Origin of the sequence: Streptomyces sp. CC0208 (assembly GCF_003443735.1) — a bacterium.
In the GTDB taxonomy this organism is placed as follows: domain Bacteria; phylum Actinomycetota; class Actinomycetes; order Streptomycetales; family Streptomycetaceae; genus Streptomyces; species Streptomyces sviceus.
The window spans coordinates 749,926-766,576 of sequence record NZ_CP031969.1 but is presented as its reverse complement, the minus strand read 5'-3'; the positions used below and the strand labels follow the sequence as shown (position 1 = coordinate 766,576).

Annotated in this window: 16 protein-coding genes; 7 read left to right on the top strand and 9 right to left on the bottom strand. The window is 70.9% G+C overall.

Annotated features, from left to right (window positions below):
* Window positions 1-147: 147 nt before the first annotated feature.
* From D1369_RS03570 to D1369_RS03560, 3 genes are all read left to right on the top strand, one after another.
* A complete protein-coding gene (locus D1369_RS03570; RefSeq protein ID WP_037902288.1) occupies window positions 148-801 on the top strand; it encodes a PAS domain-containing protein in 654 nt (217 codons plus the stop codon).
* Window positions 798-1,775 carry a threo-3-hydroxy-L-aspartate ammonia-lyase gene (locus D1369_RS03565; RefSeq protein ID WP_007386515.1) on the top strand — a complete coding sequence of 326 codons (978 nt, stop codon included), beginning with the start codon at window positions 798-800 and terminating at the stop codon, window positions 1,773-1,775. Before D1369_RS03570 ends, D1369_RS03565 begins: the two co-directional genes overlap by 4 nt.
* Window positions 1,776-1,925: 150 nt before the next feature.
* On the top strand, window positions 1,926-2,285 hold the full coding sequence (locus D1369_RS03560; protein WP_007386516.1) for a cupin domain-containing protein: 360 nt from the start codon (window positions 1,926-1,928) through the stop codon (window positions 2,283-2,285).
* 29 nt (window positions 2,286-2,314) lie between these two features.
* Here the strand turns inward: D1369_RS03560 and D1369_RS03555 are convergent, their stop codons facing one another.
* Window positions 2,315-3,289 (bottom strand): NAD(P)-dependent alcohol dehydrogenase, encoded by a 975-nt coding sequence (locus tag D1369_RS03555; protein ID WP_007386517.1) that lies wholly within the window; start codon window positions 3,287-3,289, stop codon window positions 2,315-2,317.
* Between the two features lie 122 nt (window positions 3,290-3,411).
* On the opposite strand from D1369_RS03555, the gene D1369_RS03550 reads away from it, so the two are divergent.
* Window positions 3,412-4,113, top strand: a complete 702-nt coding sequence (locus D1369_RS03550) for an SDR family oxidoreductase (RefSeq protein WP_007386518.1) — start codon at window positions 3,412-3,414, stop codon at window positions 4,111-4,113.
* 1 nt (window position 4,114) lies between these two features.
* Here the strand turns inward: D1369_RS03550 and D1369_RS03545 are convergent, their stop codons facing one another.
* From D1369_RS03545 to D1369_RS03525, 5 genes are all read right to left on the bottom strand, one after another.
* The gene (locus D1369_RS03545) at window positions 4,115-4,657 is read right to left on the bottom strand and encodes a HEAT repeat domain-containing protein (RefSeq protein ID WP_037902289.1); all 543 of its coding nucleotides are present in this window, start codon (window positions 4,655-4,657) and stop codon (window positions 4,115-4,117) included.
* Window positions 4,658-4,713: 56 nt separating this feature from the next.
* A complete protein-coding gene (locus D1369_RS03540) occupies window positions 4,714-6,060 on the bottom strand; it encodes a VWA domain-containing protein (protein WP_007386520.1) in 1,347 nt (448 codons plus the stop codon).
* The gene (locus D1369_RS03535) at window positions 6,057-6,914 is read right to left on the bottom strand and encodes a MoxR family ATPase (RefSeq protein WP_037903973.1); all 858 of its coding nucleotides are present in this window, start codon (window positions 6,912-6,914) and stop codon (window positions 6,057-6,059) included. The genes D1369_RS03540 and D1369_RS03535 overlap by 4 nt, the downstream gene beginning before the upstream one ends.
* 143 nt (window positions 6,915-7,057) lie before the next feature.
* The gene (locus tag D1369_RS03530; RefSeq protein WP_007386522.1) at window positions 7,058-8,368 is read right to left on the bottom strand and encodes an FtsX-like permease family protein; all 1,311 of its coding nucleotides are present in this window, start codon (window positions 8,366-8,368) and stop codon (window positions 7,058-7,060) included.
* A gap of 3 nt (window positions 8,369-8,371) precedes the next feature.
* Window positions 8,372-9,157 (bottom strand): ABC transporter ATP-binding protein, encoded by a 786-nt coding sequence (locus tag D1369_RS03525; protein ID WP_007386523.1) that lies wholly within the window; start codon window positions 9,155-9,157, stop codon window positions 8,372-8,374.
* Window positions 9,158-9,305: 148 nt separating this feature from the next.
* Between D1369_RS03525 and D1369_RS03520 the strand changes: the two genes are divergently transcribed.
* From D1369_RS03520 to D1369_RS03510, 3 genes are all read left to right on the top strand, one after another.
* Window positions 9,306-9,950: a hypothetical protein gene (locus D1369_RS03520; protein ID WP_007386524.1), complete on the top strand. Its 645-nt coding sequence runs from the start codon at window positions 9,306-9,308 to the stop codon at window positions 9,948-9,950.
* Window positions 9,951-10,011: 61 nt separating this feature from the next.
* On the top strand, window positions 10,012-10,611 hold the full coding sequence (locus tag D1369_RS03515) for a hypothetical protein (protein ID WP_037902292.1): 600 nt from the start codon (window positions 10,012-10,014) through the stop codon (window positions 10,609-10,611).
* A 149-nt stretch (window positions 10,612-10,760) separates the two neighbouring features.
* Entirely contained in the window at window positions 10,761-13,730 is a 2,970-nt protein-coding gene (locus D1369_RS03510) for an alpha-L-rhamnosidase (protein ID WP_007386526.1), read from the top strand.
* On the opposite strand, the gene D1369_RS03505 is transcribed toward D1369_RS03510, so the two are convergent.
* The 3 genes from D1369_RS03505 to D1369_RS03495 are packed head-to-tail and all read right to left on the bottom strand — an operon-like array spanning window position 13,703 to window position 16,586.
* Entirely contained in the window at window positions 13,703-14,359 is a 657-nt protein-coding gene (locus tag D1369_RS03505) for an LUD domain-containing protein (protein WP_007386527.1), read from the bottom strand. The two genes, D1369_RS03510 and D1369_RS03505, sit on opposite strands and share 28 nt — an antisense overlap.
* Window positions 14,356-15,834 carry a LutB/LldF family L-lactate oxidation iron-sulfur protein gene (locus D1369_RS03500; protein WP_007386528.1) on the bottom strand — a complete coding sequence of 493 codons (1,479 nt, stop codon included), beginning with the start codon at window positions 15,832-15,834 and terminating at the stop codon, window positions 14,356-14,358. Before D1369_RS03500 ends, D1369_RS03505 begins: the two co-directional genes overlap by 4 nt.
* On the bottom strand, window positions 15,831-16,586 hold the full coding sequence (locus D1369_RS03495) for a (Fe-S)-binding protein (RefSeq protein ID WP_007386529.1): 756 nt from the start codon (window positions 16,584-16,586) through the stop codon (window positions 15,831-15,833). The genes D1369_RS03500 and D1369_RS03495 overlap by 4 nt, the downstream gene beginning before the upstream one ends.
* Window positions 16,587-16,651: the final 65 nt, after the last annotated feature.

The following is a 16,651-nucleotide window of genomic DNA, read 5'->3' as shown; positions in this document are numbered from 1 at the left end:
TCGGCGTCGAGGACATAGAGAGTGATGTTACCGGTAACATTCGGGCCGTCAAGATTCGCGGACAAAGACCGGAAAGGGAAAGGGATTGGACTGGTGGTCTAGATGCTGGATTGCTAGTCTAGAGCGACTGGTGGAGGGGAGGCCGTGATGGAGGCCGAGCGGGACGCGATCATCGCCGCGCTCACATCGGTCGTCGACGGGATCGCGGCGACCTTCGGGCCGGTCTGCGAGGTGGTGCTGCACGACTACCGGAGACCGGAGAGGTCGGTGGTGGCCATCGCCGGCTCGGTGACCGGACGCACGGTGGGCGGGGCGATGAGCCAGATCGGCATGCGGATGGTGGCCCGGGGCGACGAGGCGGCCGACGAGCTGAACTACGTGACCCGGACCGACACCGGCAAGCTCGTGAAGTCGTCGACCATGCTGCTGAGGGACCCCTCCGGCGCGGTGTTCGGCGCACTGTGCGTCAATGTCGACGCAACCGCCGCGAGCGAGGTCCACGCCCTGCTGGGCGCCCTGGCCGGGATCGGCACCGCCCCCGCGGAACCACCCGTCACCATCTTCGGCGACGACATCGACTCCGTCGTCGACGTCATGCTCGACGCGCACCGGCACCAGTCGTGGGCGCTGCTCGACCGCGCCGGGCGCCTGGACCTGTTCCGCAGCCTGGACGAACGGGGCGTGTTCGCGGTCCGGCGGGCGATCGAGCAGGTGGCGGGACGGCTCGGGATCTCCCGTGCCTCCGCGTACAGCTATCTGTCCCAGTCCCGAAAACAGGCGAACACTGGAGGGCCCTCGTGACGACCAGCACCCCGCCGGTCACCCTGGACGACGTCCGGGAGGCCGCCGCCCGGCTCAAGGGCGTCGCGCACCGCACACCGGTGCTGCGCTCGCGGACCCTCGACGCCCTGGTCGGCGCCGAGGTCTTCCTCAAGTGCGAGAACTTCCAGCGGGTCGGCGCCTTCAAGTTCCGCGGCGCCTACAACGCGGCCTCCCGGCTGACCCCGGATCAACTGGCCCGGGGCATCGCCGCCTACTCCTCCGGGAACCACGCCCAGGCCGTCGCCCTGGCCGCCCGCGAGCTCGGTACCAGCGCGGTGATCGTCATGCCCGAGGACGCCCCGCGCTCCAAGCGCGCGGCCACCGAGGGGTACGGCGCCGAGATCGTCACGTACGACCGCTACACCGGTGACCGCGAGGCCATCGCCGAGGCCCTGGCCGCCGAGCGGGGCCTGGCGCTCATCCCGCCGTACGAGCATCCGCACGTGATGGCGGGACAGGGCACGGCGGCCCTCGAACTTCTGGAGGAGACAGGAGAGTTGGGAGCCCTGCTCGCACCCGTCGGCGGGGGCGGGCTGATGGCGGGCAGCGCGACCGCCGCCAAGGGCCTGCACCCGGGCATCCGCATGATCGGCGTGGAACCGGAGGCCGGCGACGACACCAAGCGCTCCCTGGCGGCGGGGCGGCGCATCAGCATCCCGGTGCCGAAGACCATCGCCGACGGACAGGCCCTGCACACGCCCGGCGAGCTGACCTTCTCGGTGAACCGGCGCCTGGTCGACGAGATCGCACTGGCCTCCGACGACGAGATCCGCGCGGCCATGCGGTTCGCCTTCGAGCGGCTGAAGATCGTCGTGGAGCCGAGCGGCGCGAGCCCGCTGGCCGCCCTGCTCAGCGGCCGGATGAGCGGCCTGCCGGACCGGATCGGGGTGATCGTCTCCGGGGGCAATGTCGACGCGGACCGCTTCGCGCGGCTCTGCGCGGGCGGGGACTGACCCGACCGGCCGTCACCCGGATGGCGGGCCCGCCTGGACAGGCGGAGGATGGAGTGATGGGGCTGGGCCCCCGCCGGTGCTGCCCAGAAGGGGCGGGAGACGGAGACCTGCCCCGGCCGTACCGCAACACGGCCGGAAGGGAGAGTCGTCATGTTTGAGGTGAAGACGCTCGACAAGCCGGACGAGCGCCGCGATTTCCCGCGTGGCCACCTCGAAGCGGTCCACATGAGCGGACTGGACTTCGCCGTGGGCACCTTCGAGCCGGGCTGGCGCTGGTCCGAGTCGGTGGGACCCATCGCGGGCACCGAGAGCTGCGAGGTCCACCACAACGGCTATGTGGTCTCGGGCCGCATGCGCTTCGTCATGGACGAGGGCGGCGAGGGCGAAGTGGGCCCCGGCGACATCTTCGTGCTGCCACCCGGGCACGACGCCTGGGTCGTCGGCGACGAGCAGTGCGTGGTCTACGACTTCGCCGGTGGCATGGCGAGGGACTACGCGAAGGGCAAGTGAGGCTCACGACGGTCCCGCGCCGTCACCGTTCACACCGTGACGACGATCTTCGCGCGCGCGTGCTCCACCTCCAGATGCCGGATGGCCTCGGCCGCCTCGCTCAGCGGATACATCCGCTCGACGGCCGGGGCGATCGTTCCTGCCTCGGCCAATTCCCGCAGGACGCCCAGGTTGTCCTTGCGTGCCTTCGCCGGGAGTTGGCGCACCCGCTGCCGGGCGAAGGGGGACAGGAGCAGTCCCCGGAGCGTGAGCCGCACCGGACCGAGCACGCTGCCGCCCTCGTACACGCCACCGCCGGACAGGACGACGGTCCCGGCCGGGGCCGTGGCGCGCCGCAGATCGCGCAGTGAGCGATTGCCCACCAGATCCAGTACGACGTCGTAGCGGCGTCCGGCGCGGGTGAAGTCCTCCCGGGTGTAGTCGACGATCTGGTCCGCCCCGAGCGATCCGACGAGCTCGACGTTGCGCGCGCCGCACACGCCGGTCACCTCGGCGCCGTACGCCTTCGCGAGCTGTACGGCGAAGGTCCCCACACCGCCCGACGCGCCGTTCACCAGGACGGACTGCCCGGCCCTGACGCGGGCCACGTCCCGCAGTCCGATGAGTGCGGTGTTCGCGGCCAGCGGCATCGCGGCCGCCTGCTCGAAGGAGAGGCCGGCGGGCTTGAGGTCCGTCTCGCTGTCCTTGGCGCACACGAACTCTGCGAAGGTCCCGGCCGCCTCGCCGTACACCTCGTCGCCCGGATGCAGCCCCTTGACCTCGGCGCCGACCGCCTCGACGCGGCCCGCGAAGTCCCGGCCCCGGATCCGCACCTTCGGCGCGCGCAGCCCGAACGACAGCCGGGCGATCTTCGGGTCGCCGTGCAGGTAGTGCCAGTCGTAGGCGTTGACCGAGGCCGCGTGCACGCGCACGAGCACCTCGTCGGCGGCCGGTACGGGCTGCTCGACCTCCCTCAACTCCAGTGTGTCCGCCGAGCCGTACCGGTCCTGGACGACTGCCTTCATGCGACCCCCTTCGTCGCTTCGGAGCGTAGGGAAGAGGTCCCGCCTTGCCATCGGAAACCGATCGGTTTACTGTGTGGGTCTAGGTAAACCAATCGGTTTCTCGACGTTCCTGGAGATTTTTCATGACCACCATCGAAGGTTCCGTCGCCCTGGTCACCGGCGGCAGCCGCGGCATCGGCCGGGCGCTGGTGACCGCCCTGTACGAGCGTGGGGCGAAGAAGGTGTACGCCACCGCACGCGACCCGCGGACCGTCACCCACCCCGACGCGGTACCGCTCGCCCTGGAGGTGAGCGACCCCGCCTCCGTCGCGGCCGCCGCCGAACAGGCCCAGGACGTCACCCTTTTGATCAACAACGCCGGCGCGTCCGTGAACGCGAGCTTCCTGGACGCACCCGTCGACGACGTCCGCCGCGAGTTCGAGACCAACTTCTACGGCCCGCTCCTCGTGACCCGCGCCTTCGTGCCGGTCATCGAACGCAACGGCGGCGGCCATATCCTCAACGTCCACTCGGTGCTGTCGTGGCTCGGCGTCGCCGGTTCCTACAGCGCTTCCAAGGCGGCGCTGTGGTCGCAGACCAACTCCCTGCGCCTGGACCTGAGGCCGCGCGGCATCGAGGTCACCGGACTGCATGTCGGGTACGTCGACACGGACATGACCGCGAAGATCGATGCCCCGAAGGTCACGCCCGAGAGCGTGGCCGCGCAGGCCCTCGACGGCATCGAGTCCGGCGCCTTCGAGGTACTCGCCGACGACCTGACCCGACAGGTGAAGGCCGGCCTCGCCGCGGACCTCTCGGCCCTGTATCCGCAGCTGGCGGCCTGAGTCAGCGGTACGCGCGCGGAGCGGTTCGCCGGTGGATGGTTCCGCCGGGTGCGTACCAGGCCGCCTTCTTCCGGACGGCCGGGCTCGGATCGCCGGCGCGGCTGGCCTCCAGGGCCATGACGGCTCGCTCGTCGGTGTGGGCGAACTTGCCGACGAGCTCGGCGGCCCGCATGCGCACCTGTGGGTCGGGATCGTCGGCCAGGTGCCGCAGCGCGGGTTCCAGGACCTGTTCGGCGCCCGGCGCACACGCGTCGTCCTTGCACCGGTCGCAGGCCAGCGCGTGGAACGCGGCGATCCTGACCCGGGCGTCGGGGTCGTCGGCCATGGCGGTGAGCGCGTCCATGGACTCGGTGTCGACCAGATGGTCGAGCAGACGGCAGCAGCCCTCGCGGACGGCCGGATTCTCGTCGCGCAGACCTGCCCGGACGGCGTCCAGGGCGGCCGAGCCGCGCCGGAGCAGTTCGTGGTAGGCGGCGACGGCACGCTGAGGGTCGCCCAGGCAGGAGACGAGGGCTTCGTTGTCGGTCCTGACGAATCCGAGCATGACCTCAGTGTCGAACCGCGTCCCCCGGCCTGACAAAGGGATTTCCGTGGCCCCGGTCAGATCGGCAGCAACCGCCCCACCAGGGCGCTGAGCTGGCGGACATTGCGGCACTCGTGCATCTCCACCAACTCGGCGTACTCGTACGCCGCCGAGTCGCCTGTGCCCCACTGCGCACCCGCCTCCGGGTTCAACCAGTAGACGCGGCGGGCCCGTTCGGCGATCTCCCGGACGGCGGGCAGGTTCGGGTCGCTCATGTTGGTGCGGGCGTCACCGAGGACGAACACCGTCGTGCGCGGGCTCAGCGCGTCCCCGTACAGAGACGCGAACTCGCCCAGCGCCACGCCGTAGTCGCTGCTGCCGTGCCACCCCGTGAGCGTGGCCTCGGCGCGGATACGCGCACCCAGCCCCTCCGCGTCGGCCGCCCCGTGTTCGAGGAGCCGGGTGACCTCGTCGAGACGGTTGACGAAGGCGAACACCCGCACCTTGCTGAACTGGTCGTGCAGCGCCTGCACCAGCAGCATCGTGAAGTCCGAGAACCCCGAAACCGAGCCCGACACATCGCACAGCAGCACCAGTTCGGGCCGGGCCGGCCGACGCCTGCGCAGCACCGGCTTCATCGGCACCCCACCCGTCGACAGCGAACCGCGCAGCGTCCGCCGCAGATCGATACTGCCCCGCGCGGCACGCCGGCGGCGGGCCGCGAGCCGGGTGGCGAGCTTGCGGGCCAACGGCTGGACCGTCCGCCGCAGTTCGGCCAGCCGGTCCTTCCCCGCGAACAGGAAGTCGACCCGGTCGGTCGTCGGCGCCACTGCCCGCCTCGCGATCTCGTCCCGGTCCCGCCGCTCGGCCACCCGTCGCCGGGCCTCCGCCGCCACCAGCGCGCGGAACGCCTCGATGCGCCGCCGGATCTCGTCCTCAAGGAGCCGGTCTGTGAACCCGGACATGCCCTGCTGCCCCCGCACGTCGTCCCGGACGCGCGCGAGCAGGGTCTGCGGGCGCAACCGGTCGAGCGTCTGGTACGACGACCAGCCGTCCGAGGAGGGGGAGTTGCCGTATCCGCCGAACCCGTCGACGGCCTCCGCCGCGAGCCGGGCCATCAGGGTCTCGTCGTTGGCGGCCAGAGCCCTGGCGAGTCGCTCGCGCAGCTCCTCCCGGTCCGCGGGGCCGGTGTCGGGCGCGCCGACGCCCCGCGGGAAGTACAGGTCGAACACCGGGTCGAAAACCGGCCGTTGGGCCGGGCTGTGCAACAGGGTCGCCGCCAGGCCCTCCCGCAGCCGCTCGCGGTCGGCGAACCCGAGCGCCTCGACCGCCTGCGCCGCGTCCACCGTCTCACCGGTCCCGATGCTCACACCGTGCGTGCGCAGGGCGCCGACCAGGGAGGTGAGCCGCTCCGCGGTGCTCACACCGCGTCCAGGTCGAGCTTGGCCCCCGCCTTGAGGATGTCGTCCTGGTGCTTGAGCAGCACGCCCAGACTGTCCCGTACAACCGTCTCGTCGAGGTGGTCCGCGCCGAGCGCGAGCAGTGTGCGCGCCCAGTCGATGGTCTCCGCGACCGAGGGCACCTTGCGCAGGTCCATCGCCCGCAGCGCTCCGACGACCCGGACCACGGACTTCGCCAGCGTCTCGTCGAGACCCGGCACCTTCAGCTGTACGATCCGCCGCTCCAGCTCCTCCTCGGGGAACCCGATGTGCAGGAACAGGCAGCGACGGCGCAGCGCCTCCGACAGCTCGCGGCTGGCGTTGGAGGTGAGGACGACGAAGGGGCGGCGGGACGCGGTGATCGTGCCCAGCTCGGGGACCGTGACCTGGAAGTCGCTGAGCACCTCGAGCAGCAGTCCCTCGACCTCGACGTCCGCCTTGTCGGTCTCGTCGATCAGGAGCACCTTGGGCTCGTCGCCGCGGATCGCCGTCAGCAGGGGCCGGGAGAGCAGGAACTCCTCGCTGAAGATGTCGGTGCGTGCCTCGTCCCACGTCTCGTCCCGGCCTGCGCTGATCCGCAGCAGCTGCTTGGCGTGGTTCCACTCGTACAGGGCCCGGGACTCGTCCACGCCCTCGTAGCACTGGAGCCGGACCAGCCGCGCCCCGGCGACCTCGGCGACCGCCTTGGCGAGCTCCGTCTTGCCGACCCCGGCGGGGCCCTCGACCAGGAGCGGCTTGCCGAGCCGGTCGGCGAGGAAGACGGTCGTGGCGACCGCGGGGGAGGCGAGATAGCCGGTCTCGGCGAGGCGTGCGGAGACGTCGTCGACGGATGTGAACAGCAACGGGGCCTCCAGGGCGGCGCGAACTCGTTCCGTCAACTATCTAAGCGCTTGTTCACCGGTTCTGTCACGTGGTGCACGTGGTGGCGGACGGCACGGCGACGGGCGTCACCGAAGTGACGCCCGTCGCTCGCCGAGGCCCCTCACGCCGCCAGTCCCACCGCCTCCACCGCCGGAGTACGCAGCACCCGGTGGGCCGTGGCCAGACTCGTCCCGATCGTCGCGGCCGCCGCGATCGCCACCACCGCCAGCCAGATGCCGAGGCCCTGGTGGGGCAGCACCGAGTCGGTGCGGACGAGCGTGAACGGGATGATCCCGGCCAGCGCCGCCACCGTGCCGAAGAACAGCCCGACCGCCGTGAGGATCAGCCCCTCCACGCCCACCGTGCCCAGCACCTGCCCCGGGCTCGCCCCGGCCAGCCGCTGCCGGCCGAACTCCCGGCTGCGGTAAGTCGTCGCCGCATAAAGCGAGTTGACCAGCATCACGCACACGAAGACCACGATGATGCCGACGACCGTGAGGTTCAGCGTCTGAAGGTTCTTCGCGTCGACCGTCTTGACCGCGCCCGAGGCCTTCATGGCGTCGCTCTCCACACCCTGCATGTACAGCGTGGCGACGGACACCGCCGTGAACAGGATCAGCGACATCAGGATCCCGGAGAGGTGGTCCGCCCGCCGGCGCAGGTTGCGCACGGCCAGCCAGCCGCTCGCCCGGGTCAGCGGCAGCCGGTCCAGGACACCCCTCAGCAGCCGCGGCGCGAGCAGCGCACACCCCACGGACAGCAGGATCGCCCCGTACGCCGGCGTCGCCATGAGCGCCTCGTCCGTCGCCGAGAAGGCGAAGGTGGAGGTCACCGCGACGACCCCGGTGCCGAGTGCCACGTAGGCGAGGAGCGTGCGCGCCCGGCCCCGTCGCGGACGCGCGCGGGTGGCCCGTCGTACGGCGAGGAAGGCGGCGCCCGCCGCCGCGACCAGCGTGATGTCGACGCCGGACATCAGCGCCACGAGACCGAAGGAGGGCTCGACGCTCTCCGCGACCTGCCCGCTGTCCTGGAAGACGTCCAGAAGCGCCCTCCCACCGAGCATCGCCGGACCGATGGCCAGCACGGCACCGATCAGGGCGACCGCCACGGATTCGCCCACGACCATCCGCCTGATCTGCCCCGGTGTCGCCCCCGAACAGCGCAGCAGCTCCAACTCACCCGCCCGCTGACGGATGTTGACCGTCAAGGTCGACGCCACGGCGAAGAACACCAGGAGGGTGCCGTAGCCGCCGACGACACTCGCGGAGGTGGTCAGGGTCTCCGAGCTCACCGGGTCGACACCCGGCCGACCCGCCGTGTCGTACAGCGAGTTGAACGTCATGATGATCCCCGCGCCCAGGAAGGCGGCCAGCAGGGTCGCGAGAAACCGTCCGGGCCGTTGCCGTATCGACCGCATCGCCAGCATGAACATCGCTCACACCCCCGCCGTCACGTCGTCGCCCAGGTGCGCGAGGCGCTCGGCCACCGCGTCCGGCGTCGGCGCGTCCATCCGGCCCGCGAGCCGGCCGTCCGCGAGGAACAGCACGGAGTCGGCGTAGGAGGCGGCGACCGGGTCGTGGGTCACCATCACCACGGTCCTGCCGTGCACCCGCACCGCCTCCTGGAGCAGCCGCAGCACGTCCCGCGCGCTCCGGGTGTCCAGGGCGCCCGTCGGCTCGTCCGCGAAGATCACCCGGGGGTCCGCGACGAGCGCGCGGGCGATCGCCACCCGCTGCCGCTGGCCGCCGGAGAGCTGGTCGGGCCGGTGCCCGAGGCGGTCACCGAGACCGACAGCCGTCAGGACCTCCCTGACCCGCCGCCGGTCGACCTTCCGGCCGGCGAGCTTCAGCGGCAGGACGGTGTTCTGGGCGACCGTCAGCGTCTCCAGCAGGTTGTACTGCTGGAACACGAACCCCACCCGCCCGCGCCGGAACCGCGTCAGCTCCGCCTCGCCACCGCCCGTCAGCTCGGTGCCGTCGACCCGCACGATCCCGCTGTCCGGCCGGTCGAGACCGGCGGCGCACTGCAACAGCGTGGACTTGCCCGAGCCCGACGGTCCCATCACCGCGGTGAAGGTGCCCCGGGCCAGACTCAGCGTGACCCCGTCCAGAGCGGTCACCGCACTGTCGTCCGTGCCGTACGTCCTGCTGACCTTCACCAGCCGCAGCGCCTCCGCGGCGGGTCCCGTGTCGTGCGTACGTCCTGAACCGGTGCGAAACATCGTCGTCCCCCTTCGTCCTTCGTCCTGCACGCCGTGTGCCTCCCTCAAGAAGCTACGGAGACGCAGGTCAAAGGACATTGGGCGTAGAACCCGTCTTGCGGGGTGTACTCAGTGACACCATCCGGCGAATACGGCAGGGTTGACCGCCATGACCGACGGAATAGCCTGGCTCGCCGAACCGCAGTCCATCGCCTGGGGCGGCTACAGCGTGGTGATCGCCCCCGACCTCGAATCGGAATCCCTGGCGCGACGGATCGCCGAGACCGCTCACCGGCCCAACCGGCCCCGCGCCATCGGAGAACTCACCGGCCGCCAGGTCCAGGACCTGCTGCAAGGCCTGTACGGCGAGGTCCTGGACGGCATCGCGCTGCGTCACGGCGAGCTCGACGAGTGGTCCTACGTCATCAAGTACGGCGGCTGGCAGGGCGAGTTCGGCACCGGCACCCGGCCGGTCGACCACGGCGGCCTGCACGTCTACCACCTGGAGTACGAGGAGGAGAACGGCAAGCCGGTCCCCCCGAACTTCGCCTACCGCCACGACGAGAACCTGATGTGCGCGTTCAACCTGCACCTGGACGGCAGCTGGGGGTACGGCAGTCCCGAGGGCGACCCCGAGGTGGTCGCCGCCGTCCAGCAGCGGCTCACGGCCGCCGGACTGCCCGACGACGACCTGGACGACCGTGCCGTGCACCGGGCCTGTCTGGAGGTGCTCCAGCGGCACTTCGGCCTCACCCTGCCCCGCGAGCGGATCCTGGAGGACACCCTGCCCACGCTCCTGCTGACCGGCCCCTGACAGCAGCGACCGCTGAAGGGACGCGGGGCTGTTGTCAGTGGGGCGCTGTACTTTTCGGCGCATGGGGATCTATCTGGTGAGCGTGGGCGCCCAGGAGTGGTTCGACACGGATGAGGACGAGGGCGGCAGGGGCGCCCTCGCCGCGGCGCTCGGCGATGAGCTGAGCAGGCGGGGGCTGCCGCCGTACGACACCGTGCCGGAGGCACCGGAGCGTGTGGTGCGCGGGGCGGGGCTCGCGTTCGAGGAGAAGCTTGTGCCTCCCATGGACGGGTTCGAGGCGCTGTGCCGGGTGCAGTTGTCGCAGGAGGAGTACGCGGTGCTCTGCGGCTGGTCCTTGCTGGTGCCGTTCGCACTCGACGACGAGATCTGGCTGCCGGTCGAGAACTCCTACGACGACACGACGATGGTCGCCGGTGCCCCGCGGGTGCTCGCCCTCGCGGAACGGCTCGCGAGGGCCCTCGGCCTGCCGGTGGACGAGATACCCGAGGCCTGCGACAACCTCGACCTCACCATGTGGTTCCTGGACGGCGAGGCACAGCGGGTCGCCGCCGCACGACCCGGGCCCTGGGCCGAGGACCTGGACGCCGCGTTCTACGTGGCGCTGTACCTGCGTGCCGCCCAGCACTCCCTGCGGCGCGGCTGCCCGATCGTCTACAGCTGACGCGACGGTGAGGTGGGACCGCCGGTCCTGAACGGTTTCACCTCGCGGCGCGGACGGTGGACACCCCTCGCATCTGCCACTAGCTTCAAGCGCCGACCCAGCTGAATCGATACAACACCGAACAGCCGCACAGCCGAAGGGACCACGGCATGCCCGATGGAGTCCACCGCACCGCCGTCGAGGGCCTCACGGTCGAGCACCGCAGCGATCCGCTCGGCGTGGACGCCGCCCGTCCTCGATTCGGCTGGCGCACCGCGTCCCGGGTCCGCGGCAGGCGGCAGACGGCGTACCGCATCCTGGTCGCGTCCAGCCCCGCCCGTCTGGCAGAGGGCCGCGCGGACGTCTGGGACAGCGGCCGGACCGACTCGGCGGACTCGGTGGCCGTGCGCTACGCGGGCCCCGAACTGCACCCCTCGACCTGCTATCACTGGACGGTCCAGGTCTGGGACGAGAACGGCAGCAGGCTCCCCGACGCCCCGGCGGCCCGTTTCGAGACGGGCCTGCTCAGCACCGACGGCGTGCGCGGCTGGGACGGCGCCCAGTGGATCAGCATGGCGGGCAAAGGGCCGAACAGCCCGGGCTCGCCGCTCCTGAGAAGGCAGACGGCGCTGAAGACCGGCCGCGTGCGCGACGCCCGGCTCTACGTCTCCGCGCTCGGCGTTTACGACGCCTACGTCAACGGCCAACGGGTCGGCGTGCCCCAGGACGGCGGCACCACGTACGAACTGCTCACCCCGGGCTGGACCAACTACGACACCACCGTCAGCTATTTCACCTACGACGTGACGGGCCTGCTGGCGGACCAGCAACAGGTGACCCTCGCAGCCGTGCTGGGCAACGGCTGGTACAACGGCCGCGTCTCCGAGAACAGCGTCTACTACGCGGAGTCCGGCAACCGCCTCGCCCTCAAGGCCAAGCTCCTGATCCGCTACGAGGACGGCTCGGCCCAGACCGTCGTGACCACGCCCGGCGACGACTGGCGGGCCACGGACACCGGCCCCTACCGCGCCGACGACATCTACGACGGCCAGACCTACGACGCCCGCCGGGAACTGCCCGGCTGGACCGCGAACGGCTTCGACGCCTCCGCCTGGTCCGGGGTGGAGGAACACGACTTCACCACCCGGTTCCCCGACGCCCGACTCGTCGCCTACCCGGGCGAGTCGGCCCGGCTGATGCCTGCCTGGGACCGCAGGCCGCGGTCGATCACCGTCTACACCGGCGGCGGCGATTTCGTTCCCGACCCCGCCCGCACGGTCACCGATCCCATCGAGGCCGCCACCGCCCCCCTCACCCTGCATCCCGGCGACACCGCCGTGATCGACCTCGGCCAGAACCTCGTCGGCGTCCCCCGCTACACCCTCCGCGGTCCCGCCGGAGCCGAAGTCGTCCTCCAGCCGGGGGAGATGCTCAACGACACCAGCGCGGGCGCGGACGGCCCGGAGGGTTCCGTCTACCGCGCCAACCTCCGCACCGCCGGGGCGGCCAGCACGTACATCCTCAAGGGCGATCCGAAGGGCGAGACCCACCAGGACTCCCTGACCTTCTACGGCTTCCGCCACGTCCGCGTCACCACGACCGCCACCGTCACCCTCAGCGAACTGACCGGCAGGGTCGCCACCTCCGCCCTCCACGACATCGGCACCGTCGAAACGGACGACGCCGACGTCAACCAGCTGATCAGCAACGTCCGTTGGGGCCAGCGCGGCAACTACCTCTGGGTGCCCACCGACTGCCCGCAACGCGACGAACGCTGCGGCTGGACCGGCGACACCCAGCTCTTCTCCCAGACCGGCCTCTACAACACCGACGCGGTCGCCTTCCTGAGCCACTTCCAGGACATCCTGATCGACTCCCAGCGCACCTACGGCGCCGATGGCGCCCAGTTCACCTGGATCGCGCCCGGCGCCCGCTACAACGAGCCGGATCCGGCGAGCGGTTGGGCGGACTGCGGGGTCGTCGTGCCGTGGACGGTGTGGCAGATGAGCGGGGACACCACCGTCGTCGACCGCAGCTGGGACGCGATGACCACCTACATGGAATGGATCCGCGCACGCACCGGCGACACCTACGCCGGACAGGGCGCGATCTTCGGCGACTGGCTGGCCTTCCAGGTCACCAGCACCCAGCTCGTCAGTGACGCCTACTACGCCTACAGCGCCCGGCTCATGGCGGACATGGCCCGCGCCACCGCCCGCACCGCCGAGGCGCACGCCTACGAGGAGCTGTTCGCCCACATCAAGCGGGCGTTCGTCACCAAGTACCTGAGCACCGAGAACGGCCGGCTCACCGTGCGTTCCAGCCTCGGCTCCCCGCCGCCCTGGACCCCGGGAGGCAGTCCCACCCGGACCGAGGACGACAGCCAGACCGCCCTGCTGTGGGTCCTCAAACTCGGCCTGTACGACACCGAGGCCCAGCGGCGCGCGATCGTCGACCTCCTCGTCCAGAACATCGGCAACTCCGCCGAGTACAAGGCCGCCCACCCCGACAGCACCCGTGTCGGCTACGCCGAGAACACCCTCTCCGTCGGCTTCCTCGGAGTGAACGTCCTGGCACCCGTCCTCACCGAGGAAGGCCAGGTGGAGCTGGCCTACAAGGTGCTGCACCAGGACGCGATGCCGTCCTGGCTGTACTCGGTGAGGAACGGCGCGACCACGATCTGGGAGCGCTGGAACTCGTACTCGAAGGAGGACGGCTTCGGGCCGGTCGAGATGAACTCCTTCAACCACTACGCCTACGGCGCGATCATGGAGTGGATGTACGAGAGCATGGCCGGCATCGCCAAGGACCCGGCCCACCCCGGCTTCCGGCACTTCTTCCTGCGGCCCCACCTCGACCCGACCGGCAGGATCACCCGGGTCACCGGCTCGCACCGGTCGCCGTACGGCGAGATCGTCAGCGCGTGGACGGTGCGGGAGAGCGAGTTCACGCAGCGGGTCGCTGTGCCCGCCAACAGCACCGCGACCCTGCGCATCCCCACGGCCGACCCCGACTCCGTGCGCGAGGGCGGCACACCCCTGTCACGCGTGCCGCAGGTGACGTACCTGAGCTTCGAGGACGGCGTCGCCTCTTACGAACTGCCTTCCGGTCGCTACGAGTTGACGTCCTCACTCGCCTGAGAGTCCACCAGCACCACCTCCAGGGTGCGCGGTCCGTGCACCCCCTCGACCCGGTCCAGCTCGATGTCACTGGTCGCCGAAGGGCCGGAAATCCACGTCAACGGGCGTACCGGGTCGAGGCGCTCGAGGGCCTGCGGCACGGAGGAGACGACCTGGTCCGGGACGCGTACGACACAGATGTGGTGGTCCGGGACCAGGGTGATGCGGCGGCGGCCCTGGTCCGGGCCGCCGTCCAGCACGATGGTGCCGGTCTCGGCGACGGCCACGGCGCACGCCGTGACCACGCTGTCGATCCGGTCCAGTTCGTGCGGGGTGCTCTCGGCCCGGTCCGGGATCTGTTCGGTGTCGGCGTCCGCGAGCCACGCCGGCTCAAGACCCGGGGGCACGAGGACGGTCTTCGCACCCCGGGCCGCCAGCATTCCGGCGAGTGTCGCCGCCAGGTCGGCCGAGGCGCAGCGGTGCACGATCGCCCGGTAGTCGGCGAGGTTCTCGGCCAGCAGTTCCACCGTCTCCTCGACGCTCCGGTCGCCGTGCTCGCGCAGATACGTGCGCTCGATCGGGGTGTCCTCGCCCTGGGTGTCGGCCAGCGCGCGCCGCACCCGGCCCAGGATCCGCTCCCTGCTGCTCACTTGGTGCCCTCCTTGCCGCCGCCTGTGCGCTGCCACCAGTCGCGGAACGGTTCCGCGGGAACGGCAGGCAGGTCCCGGGTGCCGCTCCACGCCTTGCCGGGGCCCGGCAAGGCGCGCGGATGGATGCGGCGGGTCCGCGACGCCGCCCGCTGGCCGGTGCGCAGGACGCCGGGATGGGTGAACGCCCAGCGGGCCGCCCGCATCGCCGCCCGCTCGGCCGCGTGCCCCTTGGCGGGCTTGAGGACCACCCTGTTGCCCTCGCGGACGACCGGCCCGCCTTCCACGATCCGCTCCCGCAGATGCACCAGGACCTCGGGGATGTCGATGGCGACCGGGCAGACCTCGTAGCAGGCTCCGCACAGCGAGGAGGCGTACGGCAGTGAGGCGTCGATCTCGCTTGCCGTGCCCCGCAGTTGGGGGCTGAGGATGGCGCCGATCGGGCCCGGATAGACCGAGCCGTAGGCATGGCCGCCGGCCCGCTCGTACACCGGGCAGACGTTCAGGCAGGCCGAGCAGCGGATGCAGCGCAGGGCCTGGCGGCCGACCTCGTCGGCGAGGGTGTCGGAGCGGCCGTTGTCGAGCAGCACCAGATGGAAGTTCTGGGGGCCGTCCTCGTCGGTGGTGCCGGTCCACGTGGACGTGTACGGGTTCATGCGCTCGGCGGTCGAGGAGCGGGGCAGCGTCTGGAGGAAGACCTCCAGGTCCTGCCAGCTCGGCACGATCTTCTCGATGCCGACGACCGAGATCAGCGTCTCGGGCAGGGTCAGACACATCCGTCCGTTGCCCTCGGACTCCACGACCACCAGGGTGCCGGTGTCGGCGACCATGAAGTTGGCGCCGGAGATGCCGACCTTGGCGCGCAGGAACTTCTCCCGCAGGTGCAGCCGTGCCGCCTCCGCCAGTTCGGCGGGCGTGTCGGTGAGGCCCTCGGGGGCCGGGCGGCCCCACTCGCTCATCTCCCGCTCGAAGATGTCCCGGATCTCGCCCCGGTTGCGGTGGATGGCCGGCACGAGGATGTGCGAGGGACGGTCCTTGCCCAACTGCACGATCAGCTCGGCGAGATCGGTCTCGTAGGCCCGGATGCCCTCGGCCTCCAGCGCCTCGTTGAGCCCGATCTCCTGCGTGGCCATCGACTTGACCTTGACGACCTCCGACTCGCCGGTCATCTTGACGAGGTGCGTCACGATCGCGTTGGCCTCGTCGGCGTCGGCGGCCCAGTGGACGGTACCGCCCGACGCGACGACCGACTCCTCCAACTGCACGAGATACCGGTCGAGATGGCGCAGCGTGTGGTCCTTGATCCGCTTGCCGGCCTCGCGCAGCTCCGCCCAGTCGGAGACCTCCGCGACGGCCTTCGCCCGCTTGGCGCGGATGGTGTGCGTGGCGTGGCGCAGATTGCCGCGCAGCGTCTTGTTGCCCACGGCCTCGTGCGCGGCCTCGGGGAAGGCCGGCATCCCTACGAACGTCCCGCTCATACGACCGGCTCCTCTTCCGTGCTCGCCAGGATCTCCGCGATGTGCACCGGCCGCATGTCCGACTCCAGCCGGCCCATCGTGCCGCCGATGTGCATGAGGCACGAGTTGTCGGCCGCGCACAGCACCTCCGCGCCCGTCGACTCGGCGTTGCGCACCTTGTCCGCGCCCATCGCCGCCGAGACATCGGCGTTCTTCAGCGCGAAGGTGCCACCGAAGCCGCAGCACTCGTCGGCGCCCGGAAGCTCCTTCAGCTCAAGGCCCTTGACCGCCTGGAGCAGCAGCCGGGGCCGGTCACCGAGCCCCAGGCCGCGCAGTCCGTGACAGGTCGGGTGGTAGGTCACCGTGTGCGGGTAGTACGCCCCGACGTCCGTCACTCCCAGTACGTCCACCAGGAACTCCGTGAGCTCGTACGTCTTGGGCACCACGGGCGCCAGCGCGGTCGCGAGGCTTTCCCCGCGCCCCTCGGCCCGGGCTCGCTCACCCATCCGCGGATACAGCTCCCGCACCATCGCCCCGCACGATCCGGACGGGGTCACGATCGCCTCGTAGTCTTGGAAGACATCGGAGAAATGCCGGGCCAGTGGTTCCGCCTCATGCCGGTAGCCGGTGTTGTAGTGCGCCTGCCCGCAGCAGGTCTGCGACATCGGGAAGTCGACGTCTACGCCCAGCCTGGTCAGCAGTTTCACCACAGCGCGCCCGGTGTCCGGATAAAGCGTGTCGTTGACACAGGTCAGGAACAGGGCGACACGCATCGCGGCTCCTTGTGGTCGATCATCGGATGAGTGAAGCGTAGCCCGGCGGCGAGGCCCGGGGGAGC